The sequence below is a fragment of the Microbacterium sp. NPDC091676 genome, assembly GCF_044756645.1.
Lineage (GTDB): Bacteria > Actinomycetota > Actinomycetes > Actinomycetales > Microbacteriaceae > Microbacterium > Microbacterium paraoxydans_D.
Window position 1 is genome coordinate 2,553,609 of sequence record NZ_JBIVTI010000001.1, and the last position, 24,848, is coordinate 2,578,456.

Here is a 24,848-nt window from a genome sequence, read left to right on the forward strand (position 1 = left end):
TTCAAGGAAGCAGGTGAGCGCATGAGTGGACCCATCCTGAGGGTCGAGGGGATCAGCAAGGGATTCCCCGGTGTCCAGGCGCTGAAGGACGTGCATCTCGAGGTGCGCGCCGGCGAGGTGCTCGTGCTCGTGGGTGAGAACGGTGCCGGCAAGTCCACCCTGATGAAGATCCTCTCCGGGATCTACACCAAGGACGAGGGCACGATCACGTTCGAGGGGCAGGAGGTCGAGCTCACCAGCCCGCTGCAGGCGCAGGAGCTGGGGATCACGATCATCCACCAGGAGCTCAACCTGATGCCCGACCTCACGGTCGCGCAGAACATCTACGTCGGCCGCGAGCCCACGACCGGCCCGTTCCTGTCGGAGCGGAAGCTCAACCGGCAGACGGCGGAGCTGCTGCAGCGCCTCGACATCCACCTCGACCCGCGTCAGCGCGTGGGCGAGCTGACGGTGGCCGAGCAGCAGATGGTCGAGATCGCCAAGGCGCTGTCCTTCAACGCCAAGGTCCTCATCATGGACGAGCCGACGTCGGCCCTCACCGACAGCGAGGTCGAGACCCTCTTCGTCCTCATCGAGCAGCTCAAGGCCCGCGGCACCGGCATCGTGTACATCTCGCACCGCATGGACGAGCTGCGCCGCCTGGCGGACCGGGTGACCGTCCTGCGCGACGGCACATACATCGGATCACTCGACAAGTCCGAGATCACGATCCCGACGATCATCGAGATGATGGTCGGCCGCGTGATCGACGAGGGCACCCGCCCGCAGGCCCGGGAGCACCTCAACGACCCGATCGTGCTCGACGTGCAGGGGCTGTCCACGCGGAAGCTCCTCAAGGACGTGTCCTTCCAGCTGCACAAGGGCGAGATCCTCGGATTCGCCGGCCTCATGGGTGCCGGCCGCACCGAGACCGCCCGTGCCGTCATCGGCGCGGACCACCGTGACGGCGGCACGATCACGATCGGCGGGCGCACCGTCCGCATCGCGCAGCCCGCGGACGCGGTCAAGCACGGCGTCGGCTACCTCTCCGAGGACCGCAAGCTGCTCGGCCTCATGCTCGAGCAGGACGTCACCTTCAACACCGTGCTCGCGTCGCTCGGCTCCTACGCCAACGGCATCGGCTGGATGGGCGACAGCAAGGCCAAGAACCGCACCAAGGAGTACGTCCAGCAGCTGCGGGTGAAGACCCCCTCGGTCAACCAGGTCGTCAAGCTCCTCTCCGGAGGGAACCAGCAGAAGGTCGTCATCGCGCGGTGGCTGATGCGCGACTGCGACATCCTCATCTTCGACGAGCCGACGCGAGGCATCGACGTCGGCGCGAAGGAGGAGATCTACCGCCTCATGCAGCAGCTCGCCGACGCGGGCAAGTCCATCATCGTCATCTCGTCGGAGCTCCCCGAGATCCTCCGGGTCGCGAACCGCATCGCCGTGTTCGCGAACGGCCGCATCACCGGGACGCTCCGCAACGAGGAAGCCAGCCAGGAGAAGATCATGCAACTCGCAGCCCACGGGGAGGAAGACTGATGAGCACCCCACAGCAGTCCGGATCGTCGACGACGACGATCATCCAGACGGCCGTCAACGAGGACACCGACAAGCGCGACGTCGCCGGGTTCCTCAAGCGGCAGTTCCAGCAGTCGCTCGCGTTCGGCACCCTGATCGTCCTGGTCATCTTCTTCTCGGTCGCCAGCCCGAACTTCTTCACGTTCAGCAACATCGCCACGGTGCTGCTGTCGACCGCGGTCATCGGCATCCTCGCTCTCGGCACGACGTTCGTCATCATCACGGGCGGCATCGATCTGTCGATCGGCACCGGCATGGCGCTCTGCGCCGTGATGACGGGTGTGCTCATCACCAACCTCGGCCTGCCGGTGTGGGTGGGCGTGCTCGGCGGCATCGCGACCGGTGTGCTCATGGGTCTGGTGAACGGCGTCAACATCACGTTCCTGCGGCTGCCTCCGTTCATCGCGACGCTGGCCATGATGATGATCGCCGGCGGCCTCGCCCTCGTCATCTCGAACGTCGCGCCGATCTACTTCTCGACCTCGGCTCCCGACTTCAAGAAGATCGCGCTCGGCGTGCTCATCCCCGGCATCCCGAACGCGGTGCTCATCACCGCGGCCCTCGCGATCGTCGCCTGGCTCGTGCTGTCGAAGACGCTGCTCGGCCGGTACACCTTCGCGATCGGATCGAACGAGGAGGCCACGCGCCTCTCCGGCGTCAACACCCGCCGCTGGACGATCCTCATCTACATGTTCGCCGGCGCCTTCACCGGCATCGCGGGCATCGTGATCGCCGCCCGCCTCGACTCGGCGCAGCCGCAGATCGGCACCGGCTACGAGCTGCAGGCCATCGCGGCCGTGATCATCGGCGGCACCTCGCTGCTCGGCGGCCGCGGCTCGATCCTCGGCACCGTGATCGGTGCGCTCATCATGAGCGTCCTCGTCAACGGCCTCCGGATCATGTCGATCCAGCCCGAGTGGCAGAACATCGTCGTCGGCGTCGTCGTCCTGCTGGCCGTCTTCCTCGACTCGCTGCGCAACCGCCAGCGGACCTGAGACACGGCGGCGGCGAAACCCGTGCCCGCCGCCGTCCCCGGCTCCGGCCGGACCCCGCGGAACCCTCCGCACAGGCACCACGAATGTCCACCCGCCGGTCCTGGCCGGCACCCACACAGAACAACGGAGTTTCCATGAAATTCGGCAAGAAGACCGCATTCGCGGCACTCGTGGCCGCATCCGCGCTCGTGTTCGCCGGCTGTGCCGGCGGCGGCGACGTGATCGAAGAGGGCTCGGGCGGCGACACCGGCAGCGGCGACGGCGAGATGTACATCGCCATGGTCTCGAAGGGCTTCCAGCACCAGTTCTGGCAGGCCGTCAAGAAGGGCGCGGAGGAGAAGGCCCAGGAGCTGGGCGTCAAGATCACCTTCGAGGGCCCGGCCGCCGAGACGGAGATCGCGCAGCAGCTCGAGATGCTGACCGCCGCGATCGACAAGAACCCGGACGCCATCGCCTACGCCGCCCTCGACCCCGAGGCGTGCGTCGCCCCGCTCGAGCAGGCGAAGTCGAAGGACATCCCCGTCGTGTACTTCGACGCCCCGTGCAACGGCGACGTCGGACTCAGCCTCTCCGCGACGGACAGCAAGGTCGCCGGCGCGCTGGCGGCCGAGCACATGGCCGAGCTGATCGGCGGCGAGGGCGAGGTCGCCATCGTCGGCCACTCGCAGATCAACTCGACGGGTGTCGAGCGTCGCGACGGCTTCGTCGAGAAGATCGAGGCGGACTACCCCGACATCGAGATCGTCGACATCCAGTACGGTGACGGCGACCACCTGAAGTCGGCCGACATCGCCAAGACGCTCATCGCGGCCCACCCCGACCTCAAGGGCATCTACGGCACCAACGAGGGTTCGGCCATCGGCGTCGTGAACGCCGTGAACGAGCTCGGCCTCGAGAAGGGCAAGATCACCATCGTCGGCTTCGACTCCGGTGCGGCCCAGATCAACGCCATCAAGGACGGCACCATGGCCGGCGCCATCACGCAGGACCCGATCGGCATCGGCGCCCAGGTCGTGCAGGCGGCCTACGACGCGGCCAACGGGGACGACGTCGAGGAGTTCTACGACACCGGTTCCTACTGGTACGACAAGAACAACATCGACGACGACAAGATCGCCGCGGTCCTCTACGAGTGACCCGCACGACGGAGCCCCTCGCCTTCGGGCGGGGGGCTTCGTCGTGGGCGGGGGAACTCCGGCTCCGGTGTGGGTCCGTGGCCCGTGGGCGGCTGCGCGATCGGACCCGCGGTTTCCTCGTGCACCCGTGTCGGGGTCGTGCAGGTGGAAGAGGGAGAGGGGTCAGAGGGGGCGGAGGAAGGTCAGGATCGAGGTGGGCTCGACGATGAGCTCCTGCAGGGCGGCGTTGAAGGGGACACCGGCGGGTGCGTTCAGGTGGGCCTGGAAGGCGTCCTCGTCGCGGTAGACCTCGTAGACGAAGAAGCGGTCAGGGTCGTCGACGAGGCGGTGGGCCTCGAAGACGACGTTGCCCTCCTCGGCGCGGACGACCTCGGCGAAGTCCCGCAGCAGCGCGGCGACGCGGTCGGCGGCTCCCGGCTGCGCGGTGAAGACGGCGTGGAGGACGGTGGGTTCGGGCATGACGACTCCTCGGGTTCGGGTGGTCAGGGGCGGAGGGTCAGGAGACGCGCCGGTGTCGTCACGAGCATCCGGTGCACGGCGTCGTCGCCCACGGCCTCGCGGAGCCGCGGAAGGTAGCGGTCGCCGAGGTAGGCGAGACCCGGCATGCCGCCGTAGGCGATGTACCGGGTGCGCCGGGCGACGTCGCCCCCGAGCAGGATCCGGTCACCGGCGCCCCGCTCCACCACGGCGACCGTGAGGGCCAGCAGCTCCGCGTCGGAGCGGGTGCGCGGGCGGGCGAAGCCGTCGTACCCGAGGTGGGCGCCGCGCTCGGCCAACGCGACGTGCAGACCGGGGTCGGGGTCGCGGTCCGCGTGGGCCAGCACGACGCGATCCGCCGGCACCCCCTCGGCTGCCAGCAGGTCGAGGACCTCGTGGGCCGCGGTGCCGAACTCCAGATGCACCATGACGGGGGCTCCCGTCTCCCGGTGCGCCTGAGCGACGGCGACCAGGGTCGTCCGCTCGAACGGACTGAGGCGCCAGTAGTCGGCCCCGCCCTTGAGCATGCCGGCGCGGACGGGCTGCCCGTCGGGACCCGCGGCGAGGGGCACGTCGGGCGTCTCGAACACCGCGGCGTCGTCTGTCGACATCCCCCGCGTGAGGTCGGACACGAACAGGGCGGCGAGGCGGTCCGCACCCCACACCTGCATCGGATGGTCGGCGCCGTAATGGGCCTCGCGGTGCCGACCCGTCGTGGCGATCACGTGCAGTCCGGTCGCGGCGCTGATGCGGGCGACGGCGGCCGGGTCGCGACCGAGGCCGAACGGGGTGGCGTCGACCATGGCCTCGAAGCCGCTCGCCCGCAGCAGACCGGCCTCCTCGCCGGACGCGGCCTCGTCGTCGAGCTCGTCCCCGACCAGCAGCGGCGACACCTGGAAGAGGTGCTCGTGGTAGTCCACCCGCCCGAGCCGCGACGGGTCGAGGTCGCCGAGGACGGTCCGCACGGCGGGCATCAGCGCACCGACTCCGCGGCCTCCGCGAGGCGCTCGACGGTCTCGGGCGTGAGGTCGAGGTCGAACACGTCCGCCACGACCTGGGACCAGCCGTGGATGAAGTACCGCCAGCCGTCGACCACGTGCAGCGCGCGATCGTCCTCCTGGGCTTCGGCCTGGTGCAGGAACTCCAGCGAGCCGCGGTAGTTGAACTCCCACACGTACGCGCCCTCGGGGAACACGACGGCGTCGGTCAGCGGGGAGCCGGGGCGGTCCTTGCCGAGCCCGGTCGCGTTCGCGATGACCGATCCCGCGGGCGCGGCGGCGACCAGGGCATCGGCCTCCTCCGGTGTCTCGGTGACGACGTAGCGGAGGAGTCCCTCGGGGGTGCCGTGCTGGCGGTGCACCTCGCGGAGGTGGTCGAGCTTGTCCTGCGTGCGCGCGGTGACGGTGATGAGGGCCGGGGCATCCTCCCGCTCGGCGAGGGCCCAGCTCAGCGCGGTGCCCGATCCGCCCGCACCCAGGATCACGACCTCGGCCCCGGTGCGCGCGAAGTGGTCGGCGGGGAGGAAGTCGCGCAGCGCCAGGTCGACCGTGATCGGGTCCTTCGCGCGGCCGGACAGCGTGGACCCGCGCTTGGCGATGCTGGAGACCTCGGCGCAGGACACGGCGAACGGGTCGAGCTCGTCGAACAGGTCGGACGCCGCCGCGTACACGTTCATCTTGTGCGTGGTGACCAGCGCGCCGCGGTGGTGCGGGTCGTCGCGGATCTGCTCGACCATGGCGCGGTACTGCGCGGGGTCGGCATCCATCGGCAGGTCGTGGCCGACGAGGGTCCGCGTGGGGAGGCCGAGGATGTCGGCCCACAGCGGGAACACCTTCATGATCGACGAGGAGGCGGTGGTGACGCCGACGAAGCCCATGTAGTCGGCGGTGGCGGGGGCGGACGTCGCGGCGGTGGTCATCGGTTCTCCTCGGGGGCGGACGCGGGGACGGGGACGAGGTGGGCGGGGTCGGCGCCGCGGAGGACCGCGATCACGTCGTCGAGGGACAGCGCCCCCATGTTGTCGACGGCCTGGGTGGTCTGGGCGCCGAGGTGCGGGGTGACGATGACACGGTCGGCGAGGTCCGCGGCGAGCAGGGGGCTGTCGTGCGCGGCGGTGTCGCCGTCGAGCGTGTCGGCCGCGTACCCGGCGAGGATGCCGTCGCGGAGCGCGTCGGCCGCGGCCTGCTCGTCCACGAGGTCGCCGCGGGCGGTATTGACGAGTACGGTCCCCGGTCGCATCCCGGCGAGGCGGTCGGCGTCGACGAGCTGCTGCCCGCCGGGGGCGTGCAGGGTGATCACATCGGCGATGCGGAACAGGTCGTCGAGGTCGACGGGTTCGGCGCCGCGGTCCCGCACGAGGTCGGCGGGCAGGAACGGATCGGAGGCGAGCAGCCGCGGACCGAACCCGCCCAGTCGCCGCGCGACCCCCTGGCCGATCCGCCCGAAGCCGACGATGCCGACGGTCGCGGCGCCGAGCTCCCGCCCGCGGCGGACGCTCCAGTCGCCGGTCCGCACGCGGCGGTCGCCGTCCGGGATGGTGCGCAGAGCGGCGAGCATGAGGCCGACCGCGTGGTCGGCGACCGCATCCGCGTTCGCGCCGGGGGTGTTCGTGACCGGGATGCCGCGGTCGCGCGCCGCCGCGAGGTCCACCGCCTCCGTGCCGACCCCGTAGCGCGCCACGACCTTGAGCTTCGGGCCGGCGGCGAGGTGCGCGTCGGTGACCGGTCCGGTCCCGGCGATCCAGGCGTCGGCGCCGTGCAGCAGCACGCGCAGCTCGTCGAGGTCGTGGTGGGCGGGTCCGCGGAGGATGCGATGGCCGGCCTGCGCGGCGCGCTCGACCAGGTCGAGGTCGCCGTCCGAGAAGGAACGGCTCGTGACGAGGATGACGCCCATCAGCAGGGTCTCCCGGCGAACCACGGCGCGAGCGCCGTGTACGCGTCGGTGAAGCGCGCGTGGCGTTCGGCGTAGACCGCGTGCCGGGACGGATCGGGCGTGAACTCGGCGGTGACCTCGCTGAGCGCCCGGGCGGCGGAGAAGTCGGCGAGACCGAGGCCGACGGCCCCCGTGACCGCGGCACCGAGGCTGTTCGCCTCCTCCACGATCGTGCGGCGTCGCACCGGCACGCCCCACACGTCGGCGAGGACGGCGAGGTAGACGTCGCTCTGCGCCCCGCCGCCGACGGCGTCGATGCGGTCGATCGTCGCGCCGGCCTCGCGGAACGCCTGGATGCAGGTGAGGAGGTTGAATGCCGTCCCCTCCAGGACCGCGCGCACGAGGTGGGCCCGCCCGTGGTGGCGGGCGAGGCCGACGAAGGCCCCGCGCGCATCCGGGTCCCACAGCGGGGAGCGCTCGCCGAGCAGGTAGGGGAGGAAGTAGAGGTCGTCGGTGTCGATGTCGCTCGCGGCCTCGGCGACGAGGCGCCCCGTCTCCGGGTGCGCGGGGTCGACGGAGAGGGCTTCGGCGATCCACTGCACCGAGGCGCCGCCGGCCTGCATGGTCGCGGTCGGCACGAACGACGCGGGGACGACGTTGTCGAACGTGAAGGTCCGCATCGCGGAGTCGTGCAGCGGGGCGTCCGCCGCGAAGGAGATCCAGGAGGAGGTGCCGAGGCACACGTAGGCGCCGTCCTCCGGGGCCACGACGCCGGAGCCGACCGCGGCGAGCGGCCCGTCGCCGCCGCCCATCACGACCTGGACGCCGGTGTGCAGCCCGAGCGCCGTCGCGGCCGCGGCCGTGAGCGGACCCGCGATCTGCGTCGACTCCAGGATCTCGGGGAACAGGGCGGGGTCGAGCCGCGCCGCGGCGAGGATCTCCGGGGACCACGTGCCCGCGACCTGGTCGTAGGCGTTGGTGCCGGAGGCGTCCGAGCGGTCCGTGGCGAGCCGCCCGGTCAGCCGCAGCACGATGAAGTCCTTGGCGACGCACACCCGGCGCACGCGCTGCCACACGTCGGGCTCGTTGTCGCGCACCCACATGATCTTCTCGAGGGAGTAGGTGGGGTTCAGACGGTGGCCGAGGATCCCGTAGGCGCGCTCGGCGCCGACCGCCGCCTCGAGCTCGCGCTGCTGGGCGCCGGCGCGGGTGTCGGCCCAGATGATCGCGGGTCGTGCGGGCTCGCCGTCGGCGTCGAGCAGCACGGCGCCCATCATCTGTCCGCTGACCACGAGGCCGGCGACCTCGGCGGCGGCGGTGCCGGTGCGCGAGAGGAGGTCGCGGGTCGCCGTGACGACCGCGTGCCACCAGTCCGCCGGGTTCTGCTCGGCGACACCGCCGGCCGCGAAGTGGGCCGGGTACGGAACGGTGACCGCGGCGATCAGGCGACCGTCGTCGTGGTGCAGGGACGCCTTGTTCCCGGTGGTGCCGAGGTCGTGGGCGATGATCATGGCCGGAGCCTATTCCGCGTAGGGGCGGAGGTCGACGCCGGACTCCGCGCGGTACGCCCGCGAGCCCATGCCGTGCTCCAGCACCCAGCCGTAGTCGTGGCCGGCGCCCCCGGGGTACACGGCGAGGAAGGAGTAGGGCTCGTCCCCGGTGTTCACGGAGCGGTGCGCCCAGCCCGGCGGGATGTAGCCGATGGTGCCCGGGAGCATGTCGAGCCACTCGGTGCGCTCGCCGTCGAACATGAGCAGTCCGCCGCGGCCGTGCAGCGCGAGGTAGATCTCGCCCTGGTGGTCGGGGTGCTGGTGACCCTTGGTCATCCAGAGCTCGCCGCCCGTGTCGCCGGGCATGATCGTGGTGATCGACTGGGGCAGCTCGCGCTCGATCTCGGGGACCGGGGAGCTGACGACCGTGTAGACGATCGGGTCCTCGCCCGCGGCGGCGGTCGCCCAGGCGTCGTGGTCGCGGAACAGGCCCTCGAGGTCGGACATCCGCCGGGTCAGCGTGGGGCCTTCGGGGGAGAGGGTGAGCTTCTCGGCGTCGAAGGCGATCGCCATCGGGGAGATCGGCGGGGTCTGGTACTCGGGCATCCATGCTCCTCGAAACGGGTGCTGCGTCGTCGCGCAACCTGTAATGACAAGCTCACTGTACCTGTTATGACAGGTTGCGTCCAGTGCTCTCCTGCGCGGAGGAGGACGCGCGCGCGACGGCCGTCAGCCGGCGAGTACGCGCTCCAGGTGCGCGCGCCCGCCGCGGATGGCGTCCGCCGTCACGTCCGCCGACCCCGGGTACTCGGCGTGACCGGCCGGAAGGACCGCCAGGTCGAGGTCGCGGGCCCCGGCGGCGACCGCGAACTGCCCCTGCGGCGGCACGTACTGGTCCCACAGGGCCGCCTCCACCCGGACCGGCATCTCCGTGCAGCCGATGCTCGTGGAGGAATCGAACCAGCGCAGCGCCTCCCGTGCCTCGGGGTGGCGCTGCACGTGCTGACGCACGGTCTCGCCGCTCCCCAGGCACGGCACGGCCAGCCGTTCGTCGTACTGGCCGAAGCTCGGCACGATGAGGGTGGCCCCCACGAACCGGTCGTCCCACGGCAGGGCGAGCGCGCCGATGCCGCCGCCGAAGCTCTCGCCGACGTAGTAGAGAGGAAGCGCGCCGACGACCGCGACGAGGACGTCGGCTGCCAGCCACAGGTCGCGGGCGCAGAGACCGAGCACGTAGCGCTCCGGATCGTCGATGCCCGCGAGCACGTGCTCCGGGGTGGGCTCGGGCGCACCGACACCCGCGTTCAGCACGCCGAGCCCGCGAGCCACGGGATAGATCGCCGCGACGTCGTCCGGCACCCGGGCGAGATCGACCGCCTCCCGGCCCCCGTAGCCGTGCCCGTGCACGATGCCGGCGCGGGGAGGGCCGTCGAGGGGCTCGACCACCCAGGCCCGCAGTCGCACGCCGTCGACGCCGGCATGCTCGACGACGGACACCCGACGGCCCTGCTCCTCGGAGGTGGAGAGGACGACGGGGGCGGCGTCCACCGCGGCGGCCTCGCGTCGCCAGCGTCGCCAGCGGTCGGCGAACCCGGGCGGCGCGGGCACCGGGCGCACGGCACGGAGGTCGGCTTCGGTCCGGCCGTAGCTGCCGTCGAATGCGGCATCGGGGAACCAGGTGGCGTAGGGCTCGGGGAAGGTCATGCGGGCTGAGGGATCCTGTTCCGGGAGTGGGGCGGGCGGGGGTGCGTGGCAGACTGGAGGCTCCATCGGAAGGAGACCGCGTGCTGGTCACGGAACGCCGCGAGCGCATCCTCGCCCTGACCCGCGATCGCGGTACCGCCTCCATCGTCGAGCTCGCTGCCACGCTGCAGGTGAGCGAGATGACGGTGCGGCGCGACATCGACCAGCTGGCCGAGGAGGGCGCCGTCGAGCGCATCCGCGGCGGCGTGCGGGCGCGGGGCCACCAGCGCCTGGTCCCGGCCCCGGCGGCCTCGGCCGAACGGCGGGCGATCGTCGCGGCGGCCGCGGACCTCGTGGAGCCCGGCATGGCGGTCGGCATCTCCGGCGGACCCACGGCCCTGGCGCTCGCGCGGGAGCTCGTGCGCGTCCCCGAGCTCACGATCGTCACGAACGCTCTGCCGGTCTCCGACCTGTTCTCGCCGCCGGACCGCGCGGACGCTCCGTACACGCAGACGGTCGTGCTCACCGGGGGCGTGCGCACGCCCTCGCAGGCCCTCGTCGGACCGGTCGCCGTCCGCGCCCTGGAGCATCTGCACTGCGACCTCGTGTTCCTCGACGCCCACGGCCTCGACGAGCAGGCCGGCATCACGACCATGAACCTGCTGGAGGCCGAGACCAACCGGGCGCTCATGGCCGCGGGGCGGGAGGTCGTCGTCCTCGCGGAGCACAGCCGCTGGGGCGTGGTCGGGCTCACGACCGTCGCCGACCTCAGCGACATCGACCGCCTCGTCACCGACGACGGCCTCGACGACGGCGCGCGGGAGCTGCTCGCCGCGCACGTCGGCACCCTCCACGTCGCGCCGCGCGACGGCGGCGACGAGCGCGCGCCGGCGACGGCCCTCGCGGACTGAGTCCGCCGCGGTCATCGGGCCGTGCTCGCCCGCGGGATCAGCCGGGCGCCGACCGTCACATGCCGCACCGGCAGATCGGCTCCCGGCGGCGCGGCGATCTGCCGCTCCAGTTCCGTGAACGCGGCGTCCACGAGGCGGGCGTGGTCGGGAGCGATGGTGCTGAGGGCGGGGACGGCGAAGCGCGCGGCCCGGATGTCGTCGATGCCGACGACGGCGACGTCGCCCGGCACGCTCCGTCCCTGGGCCTGAAGAGCGGCCAGCGCACCGAGGGCGACGGAGTCGTTCGAGCAGACGATGCCGTCGAGGTCGGGGACCGCGGCGGCCATCGCCCCGGCGACGCGCTCGCCTTCCTCGGCCGTGAAGGCGTCGACCTGCGCGGTGAGTGCGGGGTCGGCGGGGATCCCGGCGGCGGCCAGAGCCTCCAGGTACCCGGCGTGACGACGGTCGGCGGCATCCGAGGGGCGGGCGTCGCGGCGTCCGACGAAACCGATGCGGCGGCAGCCGACCGCGAGCAGGTGCTCGGTGGCCGTGTAGGCGGCGGCCCGGTTGTCGATCGTGACGTGCGTGAACGGGCTCACCTGGATGTGCTCGCCCAGCAGCACCAAGGGGCCGGGGGAGGTGCGGCGCGTGAGGTCGGCGACCGTGAGCGAGCGCGGGATGTGGATCAGCCCGTCGATGGGCGGCAGGCCGACGCCGTTGGCGACGTCGATCTCGCGGCCGTGGTCGCCCTCGGTCTGCACGATGAGCACGGCCAGCCCTCGGTCGTCGGCGCCCCGGACGATGCGCGAGCCGAGCTCGGCGAAGTACGGCTCCTCCAGATGCGGCACCGCGAGCGCGATGAGTCCCGTGCGGGTGGCCCGCGCGACGGGGAGCACGCGGCCGCCGGGCGAGGTGGTCACCTGCGGCCTCCTGGAGGGACGACGGTCTCCGCCGGGACGACGGATGCCCTTCACGTTAGCGCCCTCCGTCACGATTGCACTCGGAACGCGATCACGCGTGCCTCCGCGACGCCGTTCGTCCGCTCCACCACGAGGCGGGCGGCCGTGAGGGCGCCGAGGTCGTCCGGCAGCGGATGCACCCGCAGGCGATGGCGGTTGTCGCGTTCCTCCGCCACGGTGCGCCACTCCTCGGAACCCGCCTGCTGCACCTCGACCCGGTAGTCGCGCACGAGCTGGGGCAGCACCTCGTCGGGGCTGCGGTGGTGATGCAGGGTGTTGAGCTCGAGGTCCACGTCGTCGTCGAACACGAGGCGGATCTCGGAGGCCGTGACCGGCTGCTCCCAGTCCAGGCGCAGCCACTGCGGACCCTCGGCCTCCGGGGCGGACGCCCACAGGTGCGGTCCGCCGAACGGGCGGTTGTACCCGGAGACGGCGCGCTCCGGGGCGACGGCCTCGGAGTCCGGGCTCGTGCGGAACGCGGGCACCCGTCCGCGCAGCGGCTTGGTCGGCCACTGCACGAGGAGACCGTCGCGGTCGACCTGCACGTTCCGGTCGTCGTTGTCGACCCGGTGCACGAGGGTGAGCACCCCGGGCGGGAGCTCGGAGGCGAGCTGCACCTGCACCTGCGGGTTCGCGCGGAGCACGATGATCGCGTTCTGCGGGTCCTCCGGGGCGAAAGGCGTCTCCGCCCGCACCCAGGACGGACCCCCGGCGGGGACGTCGATCACGGTGCGGTGCTCGAGCACCGCGGGCACGATGTTCTGCGGACGACCCGTGGACCAGACCTCCACCGTGACCTGCGTGTCGACCTCGGCGCCGAGCAGCAGCTCGGTCGTGTCGAGGCGCGGGTGCACGGGGACGACGATGCCGAGGTCGTCCGTCAGGGCGTGCGGCGTCGCCGCGGCCACGGTGCTCTCCGGGGTGCCGATCGTGCGCAGGGTGCTGGACGCGGTGACGGCGGCGGCGCGGGCGCGGTCGGCGGCGTCCTCGTTCGCGACGCCGATGAGGGAGGCGTCGGCGCGGAGCAGCGTCTGGCGGAGTTCCGCACGATGGTGCTCGTACAGCTCGCGGGGCGTGGCGTCGTGCGCGTAGCAGAGGGCGGCGGCGGTGCCCGCGGCCTCGCCCATCGCCGCGCACGTGGCCATCACCCTGGCGGCACCGAAGGCGATGTGCGTGGCCGAGATGTCGCGGCCCGCCATGAGCAGGTTGTCGACGTTGACGGAGTACAGCGAGCGGAACGGGATCTCGAAGACGCCGTCCGAGAAGCGCTGCACCGCGCCCGCCCCCGTCGCGTACATGCCCTCGGCGGGATGCAGGTCGATGGACCAGCCGCCGAACGCGATGCCGTCGTCGAACGACGTCTGCTCCAGGATGTCCTGCTGGCGCAGCGTGTAGTCGCCGATGAAGCGGCGGTACTCGCGCTTGCCGGGGATGTTGCCGATCCACTCCAGGGTCAGGTTGTCGGCGTCGAACTCGCCGGAGTTCTTGATGTGGTCCCAGATGCCGAGGATCACCGCGCGCAGCTCGTCGCGGATCGCCTCGTTGTCGTCGACGATGTCGAGCGTCCCGCCCCACTCGATCCACCAGTAGTGCGCGCCGCTGTCGCCGCTGCGGATGATGCGCGACGAGGGGATCGGGGTGGTCGAGATGTCCTTCGCGCTCTCCGGCGCGACGTACTTCACCGGGTGCCCGAGATCCTTCGTGTAGAAGAGGAGCGTCGAGCCGAGGAACTCGCGCACGGGCTGCTCGGGTGCCCAGTCCTCGCCGAACTCGCTGCGGCTCTCCTTCCCCAGTCGGTGCCGGGCGCCGACGAGCCGTCCGACCAGGCCGTCCCCCGTGCAGTCGAGGAAGAGCGGCCCGCGGAAGACGGTGCGGATCTCCGAGCCCATCGTCCAGCCGGTGACCGACCGGACCCGACGGGCGTCGTCGGGCCCGGTGGCCTCGGCCTCGAGCACCTCCGTGTTGAGGAACAGCGTGAGGTTGGGCTCGCGGCGCACGATGTCGAGCACCACGTCGTCCCAGTACACGGGGTTGCCCTCGGGGTTGCGGAACTGGTTCTCCCGGTACATCTCGCCGATGATCCCGGTCTCCCGCGCCCACCGCTGGTTGCCGTGGGCGGTCGCTCCGCACACCCAGACCCTCACCTCCGAGGAGGAGTTGCCGCCGAGCACCGGCCGGTTGTTGATCAGCACGGTACGTCGGCCGAGGCGGGCCGCCGCGACGGCGGCGCTCACTCCGGCGAGGCCGCCGCCGACGACGATGATGTCGGCTTCGACGGTCTGGGTGCGCATGGGATGGGGTTCCTTTCGGGAGGGGTGGTGATGCCGCTCAGCGCGCGGCGATCGCTTCGATCTCGTAGACGCGGGCGACGTCGGTGGCGGAGTCCGACGGGTCGGTGATGACGAGACGCACGGCATCGGCCGTCCGCCCCTGGGCATCGACCACGACCGTCGTCTGCGTGTTGCCGGTGACGGTGCCGACCGTGACCCAGCCGCTCGCGGTGCGCAGCTGGACGGTGAAGTCGCGCAGCACGGAGGTCTGCGGCGGGCCGACCGTGTATCCGCTGCGGACGCGGACCACGTCCAGCGGCGCGGGCTCGTCCCACGTGACGGTGATGGTGGGCTGGGTGTCGGAGGCCGCCGAGATCCACCGGCTCGCATCCGTGCAGCCGCCGTCGATCGCCTTCTCCGGACCGGTGTCGGCGCGGAGCTGGGACGAGGCGGTCGCGGTGCCGCCGAGCGCCAGGTTCTCGCCGCCGGCGTCGCCGCGGAGGGAGGCGACGATGGCGGGGAGGGTGGTCGCCCCCGGCTGGCCGTCGCGCGGGACCTCGGCGTGCCGGAGCGTCCCTCCGCTGGGAACGGCGGGGGCGCTGAGGTAGACGACGTCGGTGCCGTCGGCGCGGGTGGCCGCGCGGAGGCGCTGCTGGCCCACGACCGGCGCGCCCACGGTGTCGGCGGTCCACCCGGAGGCGCCGGCGGTGAGCAGCACCGTCTGACTGCGGGTGATGCCGCAGTCCTGCACCGACACCACGGCGTAGACGCGGGTCTCGCCGCCGGCGGTGGTGGTGTCGAGGGCGGCGATGGTCTGCACGCCGCCACCCAGGGCGTCCGTGTCCACGAGGGTCTCGCTCGTCCAGGCGGAGCCGGTCCAGGTCGCCCACCGCACGTCGAAGGCGTTCTCGGTCTCGTCCGCGTACCGGTAGGTCACGCCCACGAGCTCGCCGTCGGCGATGGACATCTTCGCGGTCTGCACCGCCGGCACGGCGTCGCCGATGGTCTCGCCGGGCTCGTAGCCGCGCCACACGACGGCGCCGGGGGTGTCCGGGCGGATCGGGGTCGGCAGCGCCTGCCCGGCGACGTCGCGGAAGCCGCCCGCGGCCGGGTCGTACACCGCGTAGGAGCCGAGGTGACGGTAGGGGTCGGCCGGCCAGGGCCCCCACTCCCACAGCACGTGCACCCTGCCGTCCGCGTCGACCTCGAGGTCGTCCGGGTAGAAGGAGTGGTTCACGGCCGCGGCGATCGTGGTCTCCCGGCTCCACGTCCCGGCAGCGGGGTCGTAGTGGTACAGGACGCCGTCGCGGCGGGCCTGCGGGTCGGCGCCGACCCGTACCATGAGCCAGATGTCGCCGTCGGCGCCCTGCGCGGTGACCGGGTAGGAGATCGCGGCGCCGGCGTCGGGCATCTCGGCGCTCACGTCGACGAGCGAGGTCGCGTCGTAGGGCGCGGTGGAGCGGAAGTACTTCCAGGGCTCGTGGTGCATCGACACGAACGCGTGGATGTACCCGTCGCCGTCGATCGCGATGGACGGCTGGTTGTGGCCGTTGTCGTCGAGGTACTCCGCGCAGACCCCGGTGGCCAGCCGCAGGCAGCCCGAGGTCCACGTGCCGTCGGCGGCGCGGACGGCGACGTTCACCTGATGCTTCGCCGCCACCGAGCCGGGCACGTTGTAGGCGAAGTACGTCTCGTCGCCGTCGACGACGAGCGGGTTCCACCAGCCGGACTGGTTGGAGCTGTCGACCGTGACGGGCACGGTCTCGACGTCCGGGGTCGCGGCGGCCGCCGGAGCGGGCACGGCGAGGACGAGTGCGGTGAGGGCGGCGGCAGCGGTGGCGCCGGCCTTCCAGCGGAGGGTCATGGCGATGCTCCTCAGCCCAGCAGCTTCTGCGCCTGGTCGCCGGCCTGCGCCATCGCGTCCTTGGCGCTCTGCTGACCGACGAGGACGGCCTGCACACGGTCGGCGATCACGGTCTCGATCTGGGCGTACTGCGGGTACTGCCAGAACGGGTTGGTGGTGGCGGTCGCCGTGATCTTCTCGGCGAAGCGGGCGCCGAACGCGTCGGACGCCACCTCCTTCGAGGCCTGGGCCTCCTCGGTGACGGGCGGCAGGCCGCGCAGCTCGTAGTCGCCGAGCACCGCCTTCAGATCGCTCGTGGCCCACTGACCGAAGTCCGCGGCCGTGCGGGTGCTGTCGCCGGAGCCGCCGCCGACGATGGCGATCGCACCACCCCAGACGAGGGCGCGCGGGGTGTCGCCCTTCTTCAGCACCGGGCGGGACTCGGGCACGAGCTTGGAGGCGAGGTCGGGATCCGGCGAGTCCTTCGTGACGGACGCGCGACCGACGGGGGCGTCGTCGTAGATGGCGGCGCGGCCCTGGGAGAACAGGGAGCGGGCGTCGAAGCGGTCGACGTCGGCGGCGATGAGCCCCTGGTCGTACAGCGACTTGTACCAGGTGACCGCCTCGATGCTCGCGTCGTCGCCGATCGTGACCTTCCCGTCCTTGACGAGGTCGCTGCCGAACGTCTGCATCCAGATGAGGACGTCCTTGAGCTGGGCGGCCTTGGTCGAGGCGGCGTAGGGGATGAGGCCGCCGCCGAGGGCCTTGAGCTTCTTCAGCGCCGCTTCGAAGTCGTCGACGGTGGTCGGGAACGTGGAGATCCCCGCCTTCTTCAGCAGCTCGGAGTTGGTGATGAGGCCGATCGCGCCGATGGTCCACGGGAACGCGTACTGCTTCCCGTCGAGCTGGGTCGCGTCCAGGCTCGACGCGGTGTAGCCGCGACCCTTCGTGAGCGCCGAGACGTCCTCCAGCTTGCCGAGCGCGGCCAGCGAGGCGAGCCAGGCGACGTCGACGTGCGCGGCGCCGGTGAACTGCCCGCCGCGCACCTGGAGCATGAGCTGCTTGAAGTACTCGTTGTAGGGGAAGGAGACCTCGGTGATGCCGACCTCGTTGGTCTTCTTGTAGCCGTCGAGCAGCGCGCGGGTGGCCGGGGCAGCGGCCTCCTCGGTGAGCGACCAGCTGGAGAAGGAGAAGTCGGTGGCGGTGAAGTCGCCCGCGCCGAGCCCGGCGCCGGGGGTGGAGGACGGACTGCCGCTGCCGCCGCCGCTCGGCATGCAACCGGCGAGGAGGAGGCCGGCGGCGCCGAGCCCGGCGAACTGCAGGAGCTGGCGACGGGAGACGGTGGTGTTCTCGGACATGGGGGTGCTCTCTCTTCTTCGAGGGACTGCGGATGAGGGGGTGGTGCGGGTCAGCCCTTGACCGCGCCGGCGGTGAGCCCGCCGACGAGGAAGCGCTGCAGGGCGATGAACGCGATGGCCACGGGGAGCGAGACCACGAGCGAAGCCGCCATGAGCTCGGGCCAGGCGGTGGACGCCTCGCCGATGAACGTGTTGACGAGTCCCGGCGGCAGGGTCTGCTTGTCGGGACCGGCGAGCGTGAGGGCGAAGATGAAGTCGTTCCAGCCCCGGACGAACGCGAACAGTCCTGCGGCGATGAGGCCGGGGGCGGCCAGCGGCAGCACGATCGAGTGGATGATGCGCAGGCGGGAGGCGCCGTCGACGCGGGCGGCCTCGATGAGCTCGTCCGGGATCGTGTCGAAGAAGCCCTTCAGCATCCACACGCACAGCGGCAGCGTGAACGTCGTGAACGACAGCACGAGCGCGGTGTAGGTGTTGAGCAGGCCGTAGGCCGAGAACACCGCGTAGAGGGTGATGAGCAGCAGCGCCTGCGGGAACATCTGCGACGCCAGCACGAAGTACATGAGGCTGCGGCGGCCGCGGTAGCGGAACTTCGAGAACGCGTAGCCCATGTACGCCGACACCAGCACCGAGAGGATCGCGGTGATGACGGAGACGACGATGCTGTTGCGGAGGTAGCCGAACAGGGCCGGGTTGTTCGCGAGGGCGGCGTAGGCCTCGAACGTGATCTCGGTGGGGAACAGCTTCGGCGGGTAGCTGAACACCTCGGTGCGCGGGGTGAGCGAGGTCGCGAGCAGCCAGTACACGGGCAGCAGGGCGAACCCGCCGAACACGACGACGGCGATCCAGGCGCTCACGGTGGAGGCGCGGCGGTCGGCGCGGTGGCGTCGACGGCGGGGCGCGGCGGGCGGGGCGGAGACGGCGGCCACCGTCTCCTCGGTCAGCACGGCAGTCATCGCTTCTCTCCCTTCTCGGACAGACGGACGTAGACGACGACGAGCGCCATCAGCAGGATCATCCAGAGCAGGCCGATCGCCCCGGCGTGGCCGAGGTCGAAGCCGTCGAACGCGGTCTCGTACACCGCGGTCGCGAACGTCTGGGTGGAGCCGGCGGGACCGCCGCCGGTGAGGACGTAGATGATGTCGAAGTGCTGGAAGTTCCAGATGAACTCCAGCAGGATCACGAGGCCGATGATGCCGCTCATCTGCGGGACCGTGATGGAGAAGAAGCGGCGGATGGTGCCGGCGCCGTCGATCTCGGCGGCCTCGTGCAGCTCGATCGGCACGGTCTGCAGGCCGGCGAGGAGCATGACCATCATCCAGGGGAACGACTGCCACGTCTTCGCGACGATCACGGCGATCATGGCGGTGGTGGGGTTCGCGAGCCACGCCTGGGGCGAGTCGATGAGGCCGACGGTCTCCAGGGCGGCGTTGAGCACGCCGTAGTTGGCGTTGAAGATCCACATCCACAGGAATGACACGACCACGCCGGGGATCAGCCACGGGATGAGCATGAGGCCGCGGAGCACCTTGGCGCCGCGGATGCGCGTGTTCAGGGCGAGGGCGAGGCCGAAGCCGATCACGAACGGCGCGATGGTCGTGCCGAGGGTGAAGACGAGCGTCTGGGTGAGGAGCGGGAAGAACTCACCGGTGAGCACGTCGACGATGTTCTGGAAGCCCACGAACTCGCGACCGGGCTCGACGAGGCTCTGCTTGTAGAACGCGGTGATGAGGGCCGTGATCAGCGGGTACACGACCACGGCGGCGAGGAGCGCGAGGCCGGGAGCCGTGAGGAGGAGCGCGAACATCCCGTCCGAGAGGCGACGGGGCCGGCGACCTGTTCCTATCTGTGAGGAAATGGTCTGTTCTGTCATCTAGGTCATCCTTGGCCTGGGGTGATGTGTCCGCACTCTCGCGGTGCGGTCTCGGGCTTCCTCAGTATTTCCGGCAGATTACAGCGACGTCAACTGGAGAGCGCAATAGTCAGAAAGTGGTGGAAAGTGTTTGTTTTGTGAACTGATTCCTCAGGAGAGCGCCCTCGGTACGATCACGACATGGGGTTCTCAGTGCTCGGCCTGGCGGTGAGTCTCGCGATCTTCCTGCCGAACCTGCTGCTGATCCCCTTCCCGCCCAGGCCGAAGCTCGAGAGCCCGGCGGTGCCCCGCGTGCTCCTCGTGTTCGAGAGGGCAGGGCAGGCGCTCTGCATGACGGTCCCTGCGATCACGGCGGCCGGCCCGATCGTGTGGGGGTGGGCGGTGCCGGTGGCGCTGGCGGTGCTCGCGTACGGGGCCCTCTGGATCCGCTACCTCCGTCGCGGCCGGCCCGGGTCGGCGCTGTTCGACACCGTCTTCGGCATCCCGGTCCCGATGGCCCTCGCGCCGGTGGCCGCCTTCCTCGGCACGGCGGCCTGGTTGCAGAACCCGTGGATCGCGCTCGCCGCGGTGATCCTCGCGATCGGACACATCCCGACCTCCCTCCGCGCGGCCCGGGAGCATTAGGCGACCTGCCTCCGCCGATCCGAAACGATCAGTATCGATCCTTGCTAGTCGATTATCGATTGGCTACGGTCGGAGCAGCCGCTCCCGCGGCGCCGCGCGCATCGGCCGTGCGGGAAGCGACAGTTCGGAGACGCGATGAAGCGTGTACTGGCAAGCCTGACCCTGGCGGCGGTGTTCGGGTCCGCCCTCGGCGCGGCGATCCCGTCGGCGGCCGCGGCCGCAGACGACGACGCCCTCTACCTCGCGCCGGGAGGTGACGACACGGCCTCCGGCACGATCGACGACCCGCTCGCGACGCTGGAAGGCGCCCGCGACCGGATCCGCGCGCTGAAGGCGGATTCCGCCCTGCCGGACGACGGCCTCACGGTCTACCTCCGAGAGGGCACGTACCCCCGCTCGGCGTCGTTCGAGATCGGCGCGCAGGACTCGGGGACCGCGGACGCCCCCATCACCTACCGCTCGTACCCCGGGGAGACCGCCACTCTCACCGGCGGTCGCGAGCTGCCGCGCGACCAGTTCGCCGCGGTGGACGACGCGGCGGTGACCGACCGCATCATCGACCCGGCTGCCCGCGACCGCGTCGTCGGCATCGACCTCGCCGACCTCGGCATCACCGACTACGGCCAGCTCAGCCGCCATGGCTACTGGAAGGCCAACGACGTCAGCACCACGCCCCCCATGGAGCTGTTCATCGACGGCCAGGGCATGACGCTCGCGCGGTGGCCCAACGCCGACGCGGCCACCCCGACCGTGCAGATGGGCGACATCGTGGACGCCGGGCCCGACCGCAACGACGCCGACCTGCAGGAGCGCGGCGGCACGTTCAGCTACGGCTACGACCGCCCGAAGCACTGGACCCAGGCCGAGGACGTGTGGCTGGACGGCATCTTCGGCTACAGCTGGGAGTGGTCGTACAACAAGATCGAGAGCATCGACACCGAGGCGAAGACCATCACGCTCCGCTACGGCGAGATGTCCGGGATCATGAAGAGCTGGTTCCCCGACTTCCACTTCGCGCAGAACCTGCTGGAGGAGCTCGACGCCCCCGGCGAGTACTACATCGACCGCGACGCCGGGAAGCTGTACCTCATCCCCAACGCCGCGTTCACGTCGGGTCGCGGCGCCGTGACGGTCACGACCCTCGACGAGCCGATGCTGCGCGCCGACGGGGCCTCGTACGTGAACTTCGACGACCTCGTGATGGAGTACGGCCGCGCGACGGCCGCGGTGATCCTCGGCGGCTCGCACGTGACGATCTCGCACAGCGACATCCGCAACTTCACCGACGGCGGCGTGCTCATCAACTCGCCGGGGCGCTACACCTACGACGGCATCCCGGTGAACCGCGGCGGCCGCGACCACGCCGTGACCGACAGCCGGCTCACGCACGTCGGCGGCGTCGGCGTGGTGCTCCAGGGCGGCGACAAGACGACGCTCGAGCCCGGCCGCAACCGGGTCGAGAACTCCGAGATTGCCGACTTCGCCTACTACCACAAGGCCTACAACCCCGGTGTGATGTTCGACGGCGTCGGCAACATCGCCAGGGACAACGAGATCCACGACGCTCCCCACCCCGGGATCATCGTGCACGGCAACGACCACCTGTTCGAACGCAACGAGGTGTACGACGTCTGCAAGCAGTTCCACGACCTCGGTGCGATCTACATGAACTCCGGCAAGACCCCGCAGCAGCGCGGCCACGTGTTCCGGGAGAACTACTTCCACGACATCGGCGTCGGCATGGCGGGTGTCGAGGGCATCTACGCCGACAACTTCACGTGGGACCTCACGATCGAGAAGAACGTGTTCGTGAACATGGGCAACGGCGCGATCAAGAGCGGCTCGGCCGACTACATCGAGGCGCGCAACAACGTCTTCGTCGACGCGTACGCGCCGTACGACAACTACGAGCAGTGGATGGGCGACCAGGAGGGCAACGTCGTCGACCGCGACTACATGCCGGCCTGGGAGAAGGTGTTCGCCGACAACAACGACTTCGTCGGCACGCCGTATCTGACGAAGTACCCCGAGCTCGCGCACTTCTTCGAGGACGACCACCACTTCCCGAACCACAGCACGTTCGCCGAGAACGTCGTGTGGAACCCGAACCGGGCCCGGATGGCCGGCGTCAACGAACACGGCGCGAAGGACGGGAAGAACCTCCTGAACTACGGGGACAACTGGGTGGCCGACGCCGACCCCGGCTTCGTGGACGCCGCGAACGGCGACTACACGCTGAAGGCCGATGCCGCCGTGTTCGACCGGATCCCGGGTTTCGAGTCCATCGCCTTCGGCGAGATCGGGGTCGACGGCGCGATCGGGCAGACCCAGCAGCCGCAGACCATCCCGCTCGAGGACATCGCGTTCGACAGCGACACGCTCACGATCGACGCGGGCGACGAGGTGCGCGTGCGCGCCGTGCCGCTGCCCTGGAACGCCGACGACGCCGCGGTGACCTACGCCTCGGCCGATGCCGCCGTCGCCACCGTCAACGACAAGGGCGTGGTGCTCGACATGGGCCCCGGCACGACCACCGTCACGGCGACGGCGAAGGCCGATGCCGCCAAGACCGCCACCATCGAGGTGATCGTCGAGGAGGGCGACGGCGTGCTGCACTTCACCGACTTCGAGTCGGGGGCGAACGGCTGGCCGACCGACCCCAACCGCAGCATCCAGGTGGATGCGTCGGGCGACAAGGTGTACCGCATCCTCAAGGGGGCGAACAGCATCCTGCCGCGGGACTTCACCGAGTTCGTGCTCGACTTCGACGTCACGGCTCCGGCGACGACCCCCGCGAACGCGGGACTCATCGTCTATGACCGCAACGGCAAGGGCGGCGGCTACATCCGCTTCCGGCAGGCCGCGGCCGGGCCTACCTGGACGATCTTCGACGACGCCTGGAAGGTCGTCGCGGAGAAGGTCGTGCCGGCGGCGCAGGGCCTGACCCCCGGGGAGACGTCGCATGTCCGCATCGCTGTGCAGGACGGGCAGATCCGGATCTCCGTCAACGGGGCGATCGCGCTGGAAGGTGCCGACCCCGGGCCCGGCAAGGCCGGTCGGGTCGGGTTCTACGTGGAGAACTACGCCTCGCTCGACTTCGACGACATCGGGTTCTCGCTCTCCGGGGTGCCGGTCACGGGCGTGAGTCTGGACGCCGACGCCGTGGGGCTGACGGTGGGGGAGCGGCGGTCGGTCGCGGCCACGGTCGCCCCGGAGGACGCCAGCGACGCCCGGGTCACCTGGACGACCGACAGTCCGGAGGTCGCCACGGTCTCCGGGGGACGGATCGCGGGGGTCGCAGCCGGCACGGCGACGATCACCGCGACCTCGGTCGGCGATCCGAGCCTCAGCGACACGGTCACCGTGACCGTGGACGACGCCGAGTACCCGACCACCCGCCTCGACGGCCAGCTCACGGACGGGGTGAACTGGAGTGAGTCCGACCTCATCACGGTGGACGACACGGGTGTCGTGATCAGTGGCCAGGGCGTGCACGGCTACGAGGCCGAGCGCTTCGGCGACACCCTGCTGCAGTTCGAGGCGGAGTTCGGCGCCTTCGACGGCGGCTGGTACGGCTTCCAGGCGCGCTCCGACCAGACCGGCCTCCCGGCCTGGCAGAACTCCAACACCGGGTACCTCGCGGTGATCAAGGAAGACGTGATCGAGTTCCAGAGCTGGACCCCGGGGCAGACCATGCTCGACAGCATCCCCAACACGGTCATCGAGCCGGGCTCCACGCACCGGATCGAGTTCGGTGCCGTCGCCGAGGACGGCGGCACGCGCATCGTGCTCCGGGTGGACGACGTGACGGTGTGGAACATGGTCGACGCCCGAGAGAACCTCCGCGTCGGTGCCGACGGCTTCTTCAACGTCTACCACTACGGCAAGACGAACACCCTGGCCGTGCGCCCGACGCCGCCGCCCGCGACCGTGACCGGCATCTGCTGGGCCCCCGAGGCCGACCCGAAGACCCGCTACGTGCGCGGCGAGGAGCTCGACGTGACCGGCATGCTGCTGGGCGTGGACTGGAGCGACGGGTCCCGCACCACGCAGCAGGTGACCGCCGACATGGTCAGCGGCTTCGACAGCAGCAAGGTGCGCCCGCACCACACGCTCACCGTGACGTACGCTGGCGCGAGCGTCGAGCTCCCGATCTCGGTGCGACCGAAGCTCAAGGACGACGAACAGGACGTGCCACGATGCGGGTGACCTTCATCGGAGACTCGATCACCGACGCGGGGCGCGATCGCTCCGACCCCGGCTCCTTCGGCGACGGCTACGTGTCGCTCCTCGTGCCCGAGCTGCAGGCCGCGGGAGCCACGGTCCGCAACCTCGGGATCGCCGGGGACCGCGCCCGCGACCTGGCCGCGCGGTGGGACGCGGAGCTGCTGCCGACGGCGCCGGAGCTGCTGACCGTGTACGTCGGCGTGAACGACATGTGGCGGCGGTTCGACAGCGACGACCCGACCTCGGCCGAGGACTTCGCCGCGACGCTCGGCGACCTCCTCGGCCGCGCGGTGGCGGCGCACGCCCCGCGGCTGATCCTCATGGAGCCGTACTTCCTCCCGGTGACGGAGGAGCAGCGCGCATGGCTCGACGACCTCGACGGGAAGCGGGCGGCGGTGCGGGCTCTCGCGGCGGAACACGGGGCGGCGTTCGTGCCCCTGCACGAGGTCTTCACGGCGGCGGCGGAGGAGCATCCGGTCGTCGAGCTCGCGCCGGACGGGGTGCACCCGACGCCCCGCGGATCCGCCCTCATCGCGGATGCCTGGCGCACGGCCGCGTCCATTAGCGATAGTCGATAATGGACGTAGAC

General features: G+C 71.1%; 20 protein-coding genes. 7 read left to right on the forward strand and 13 right to left on the reverse strand.

The features are described 5' to 3' along the window. The first annotated feature begins 21 nt into the window (after positions 1-21). From ACIQID_RS12425 to ACIQID_RS12435, 3 genes are all read left to right on the forward strand, one after another. Entirely contained in the window at positions 22-1,524 is a 1,503-nt protein-coding gene (locus ACIQID_RS12425) for a sugar ABC transporter ATP-binding protein (protein WP_025105377.1), read from the forward strand. After that, on the forward strand, positions 1,524-2,558 hold the full coding sequence (locus tag ACIQID_RS12430) for an ABC transporter permease (protein ID WP_205807905.1): 1,035 nt from the start codon (positions 1,524-1,526) through the stop codon (positions 2,556-2,558). Before ACIQID_RS12425 ends, ACIQID_RS12430 begins: the two co-directional genes overlap by 1 nt. Before the next feature lie 134 nt (positions 2,559-2,692). Then, positions 2,693-3,694 carry an ABC transporter substrate-binding protein gene (locus tag ACIQID_RS12435; RefSeq protein WP_126894151.1) on the forward strand — a complete coding sequence of 334 codons (1,002 nt, stop codon included), beginning with the start codon at positions 2,693-2,695 and terminating at the stop codon, positions 3,692-3,694. Between the two features lie 162 nt (positions 3,695-3,856). Here the strand turns inward: ACIQID_RS12435 and ACIQID_RS12440 are convergent, their stop codons facing one another. From ACIQID_RS12440 to ACIQID_RS12470, 7 genes are all read right to left on the reverse strand, one after another. Continuing rightward, positions 3,857-4,153 carry a putative quinol monooxygenase gene (locus tag ACIQID_RS12440; RefSeq protein ID WP_400285333.1) on the reverse strand — a complete coding sequence of 99 codons (297 nt, stop codon included), beginning with the start codon at positions 4,151-4,153 and terminating at the stop codon, positions 3,857-3,859. A gap of 23 nt (positions 4,154-4,176) precedes the next feature. Next, on the reverse strand, positions 4,177-5,145 hold the full coding sequence (locus ACIQID_RS12445) for a phosphotriesterase (RefSeq protein WP_400285336.1): 969 nt from the start codon (positions 5,143-5,145) through the stop codon (positions 4,177-4,179). Continuing rightward, on the reverse strand, positions 5,145-6,089 hold the full coding sequence (locus ACIQID_RS12450; RefSeq protein ID WP_071329172.1) for a shikimate dehydrogenase: 945 nt from the start codon (positions 6,087-6,089) through the stop codon (positions 5,145-5,147). Before ACIQID_RS12450 ends, ACIQID_RS12445 begins: the two co-directional genes overlap by 1 nt. Next, positions 6,086-7,063, reverse strand: coding sequence for a phosphoglycerate dehydrogenase (locus ACIQID_RS12455; protein WP_331201309.1), 978 nt, complete (start codon positions 7,061-7,063; stop codon positions 6,086-6,088). The genes ACIQID_RS12450 and ACIQID_RS12455 overlap by 4 nt, the downstream gene beginning before the upstream one ends. Continuing rightward, positions 7,063-8,553, reverse strand: a complete 1,491-nt coding sequence (gene xylB, locus ACIQID_RS12460) for a xylulokinase (RefSeq protein ID WP_400285340.1) — start codon at positions 8,551-8,553, stop codon at positions 7,063-7,065. The genes ACIQID_RS12455 and xylB overlap by 1 nt, the downstream gene beginning before the upstream one ends. Positions 8,554-8,562: 9 nt before the next feature. Beyond that, positions 8,563-9,138 (reverse strand): glucose-6-phosphate isomerase family protein, encoded by a 576-nt coding sequence (locus ACIQID_RS12465; protein WP_312674868.1) that lies wholly within the window; start codon positions 9,136-9,138, stop codon positions 8,563-8,565. Positions 9,139-9,261: 123 nt separating this feature from the next. Continuing rightward, complete coding sequence (locus tag ACIQID_RS12470; protein WP_400285344.1) at positions 9,262-10,236, reverse strand: acetylxylan esterase; 975 nt, start codon at positions 10,234-10,236, stop codon at positions 9,262-9,264. Between the two features lie 80 nt (positions 10,237-10,316). Between ACIQID_RS12470 and ACIQID_RS12475 the strand changes: the two genes are divergently transcribed. After that, positions 10,317-11,126: a DeoR/GlpR family DNA-binding transcription regulator gene (locus tag ACIQID_RS12475; protein ID WP_400285347.1), complete on the forward strand. Its 810-nt coding sequence runs from the start codon at positions 10,317-10,319 to the stop codon at positions 11,124-11,126. A gap of 11 nt (positions 11,127-11,137) precedes the next feature. On the opposite strand, the gene ACIQID_RS12480 is transcribed toward ACIQID_RS12475, so the two are convergent. The 6 genes from ACIQID_RS12480 to ACIQID_RS12505 form a co-directional block, all read right to left on the reverse strand. Then, entirely contained in the window at positions 11,138-12,025 is an 888-nt protein-coding gene (locus tag ACIQID_RS12480; protein WP_231919662.1) for a LacI family DNA-binding transcriptional regulator, read from the reverse strand. Positions 12,026-12,093: 68 nt separating this feature from the next. Next, on the reverse strand, positions 12,094-14,355 hold the full coding sequence (locus ACIQID_RS12485) for an FAD-dependent oxidoreductase (RefSeq protein WP_400285350.1): 2,262 nt from the start codon (positions 14,353-14,355) through the stop codon (positions 12,094-12,096). Positions 14,356-14,392: 37 nt separating this feature from the next. Then, on the reverse strand, positions 14,393-16,198 hold the full coding sequence (locus tag ACIQID_RS12490) for a BNR-4 repeat-containing protein (RefSeq protein WP_400285353.1): 1,806 nt from the start codon (positions 16,196-16,198) through the stop codon (positions 14,393-14,395). A gap of 11 nt (positions 16,199-16,209) precedes the next feature. Further along, positions 16,210-17,535 carry an extracellular solute-binding protein gene (locus ACIQID_RS12495; RefSeq protein ID WP_312674875.1) on the reverse strand — a complete coding sequence of 442 codons (1,326 nt, stop codon included), beginning with the start codon at positions 17,533-17,535 and terminating at the stop codon, positions 16,210-16,212. Between the two features lie 50 nt (positions 17,536-17,585). After that, a complete protein-coding gene (locus ACIQID_RS12500; RefSeq protein ID WP_025105392.1) occupies positions 17,586-18,491 on the reverse strand; it encodes a carbohydrate ABC transporter permease in 906 nt (301 codons plus the stop codon). Then, complete coding sequence (locus ACIQID_RS12505) at positions 18,488-19,342, reverse strand: carbohydrate ABC transporter permease (RefSeq protein ID WP_174235390.1); 855 nt, start codon at positions 19,340-19,342, stop codon at positions 18,488-18,490. The genes ACIQID_RS12500 and ACIQID_RS12505 overlap by 4 nt, the downstream gene beginning before the upstream one ends. A gap of 246 nt (positions 19,343-19,588) precedes the next feature. On the opposite strand from ACIQID_RS12505, the gene ACIQID_RS12510 reads away from it, so the two are divergent. The 3 genes from ACIQID_RS12510 (at position 19,589) to ACIQID_RS12520 (ending at position 24,837) form a co-directional block, all read left to right on the forward strand. After that, complete coding sequence (locus tag ACIQID_RS12510; RefSeq protein WP_400285359.1) at positions 19,589-20,032, forward strand: hypothetical protein; 444 nt, start codon at positions 19,589-19,591, stop codon at positions 20,030-20,032. A gap of 135 nt (positions 20,033-20,167) precedes the next feature. Then, positions 20,168-24,241 carry an Ig-like domain-containing protein gene (locus tag ACIQID_RS12515; protein ID WP_400285365.1) on the forward strand — a complete coding sequence of 1,358 codons (4,074 nt, stop codon included), beginning with the start codon at positions 20,168-20,170 and terminating at the stop codon, positions 24,239-24,241. Next, positions 24,232-24,837: an SGNH/GDSL hydrolase family protein gene (locus ACIQID_RS12520; RefSeq protein WP_400285368.1), complete on the forward strand. Its 606-nt coding sequence runs from the start codon at positions 24,232-24,234 to the stop codon at positions 24,835-24,837. The genes ACIQID_RS12515 and ACIQID_RS12520 overlap by 10 nt, the downstream gene beginning before the upstream one ends. The last annotated feature ends 11 nt before the right edge of the window (positions 24,838-24,848 follow it).

What these genes read in the sequence shown, in the direction of transcription:
- ACIQID_RS12425 (WP_025105377.1), top strand. Translation starts at nt 22, where the DNA reads ATGAGTGGACCCATCCTGAGGGTCGAGGGGATCAGCAAGGGATTCCCC.
- ACIQID_RS12430 (WP_205807905.1), top strand. Translation starts at nt 1,524, where the DNA reads ATGAGCACCCCACAGCAGTCCGGATCGTCGACGACGACGATCATCCAG.
- ACIQID_RS12435 (WP_126894151.1), top strand. Translation starts at nt 2,693, where the DNA reads ATGAAATTCGGCAAGAAGACCGCATTCGCGGCACTCGTGGCCGCATCC.
- ACIQID_RS12440 (WP_400285333.1), bottom strand. Translation starts at nt 4,153, where the DNA reads ATGCCCGAACCCACCGTCCTCCACGCCGTCTTCACCGCGCAGCCGGGA.
- ACIQID_RS12445 (WP_400285336.1), bottom strand. Translation starts at nt 5,145, where the DNA reads ATGCCCGCCGTGCGGACCGTCCTCGGCGACCTCGACCCGTCGCGGCTC.
- ACIQID_RS12450 (WP_071329172.1), bottom strand. Translation starts at nt 6,089, where the DNA reads ATGACCACCGCCGCGACGTCCGCCCCCGCCACCGCCGACTACATGGGC.
- ACIQID_RS12455 (WP_331201309.1), bottom strand. Translation starts at nt 7,063, where the DNA reads ATGGGCGTCATCCTCGTCACGAGCCGTTCCTTCTCGGACGGCGACCTC.
- xylB (WP_400285340.1), bottom strand. Translation starts at nt 8,553, where the DNA reads ATGATCATCGCCCACGACCTCGGCACCACCGGGAACAAGGCGTCCCTG.
- ACIQID_RS12465 (WP_312674868.1), bottom strand. Translation starts at nt 9,138, where the DNA reads ATGCCCGAGTACCAGACCCCGCCGATCTCCCCGATGGCGATCGCCTTC.
- ACIQID_RS12470 (WP_400285344.1), bottom strand. Translation starts at nt 10,236, where the DNA reads ATGACCTTCCCCGAGCCCTACGCCACCTGGTTCCCCGATGCCGCATTC.
- ACIQID_RS12485 (WP_400285350.1), bottom strand. Translation starts at nt 14,355, where the DNA reads ATGCGCACCCAGACCGTCGAAGCCGACATCATCGTCGTCGGCGGCGGC.
- ACIQID_RS12490 (WP_400285353.1), bottom strand. Translation starts at nt 16,198, where the DNA reads ATGACCCTCCGCTGGAAGGCCGGCGCCACCGCTGCCGCCGCCCTCACC.
- ACIQID_RS12495 (WP_312674875.1), bottom strand. Translation starts at nt 17,535, where the DNA reads ATGTCCGAGAACACCACCGTCTCCCGTCGCCAGCTCCTGCAGTTCGCC.
- ACIQID_RS12500 (WP_025105392.1), bottom strand. Translation starts at nt 18,491, where the DNA reads ATGACTGCCGTGCTGACCGAGGAGACGGTGGCCGCCGTCTCCGCCCCG.
- ACIQID_RS12505 (WP_174235390.1), bottom strand. Translation starts at nt 19,342, where the DNA reads ATGTTCGCGCTCCTCCTCACGGCTCCCGGCCTCGCGCTCCTCGCCGCC.
- ACIQID_RS12510 (WP_400285359.1), top strand. Translation starts at nt 19,589, where the DNA reads ATGGGGTTCTCAGTGCTCGGCCTGGCGGTGAGTCTCGCGATCTTCCTG.
- ACIQID_RS12515 (WP_400285365.1), top strand. Translation starts at nt 20,168, where the DNA reads ATGAAGCGTGTACTGGCAAGCCTGACCCTGGCGGCGGTGTTCGGGTCC.
- ACIQID_RS12520 (WP_400285368.1), top strand. Translation starts at nt 24,232, where the DNA reads ATGCGGGTGACCTTCATCGGAGACTCGATCACCGACGCGGGGCGCGAT.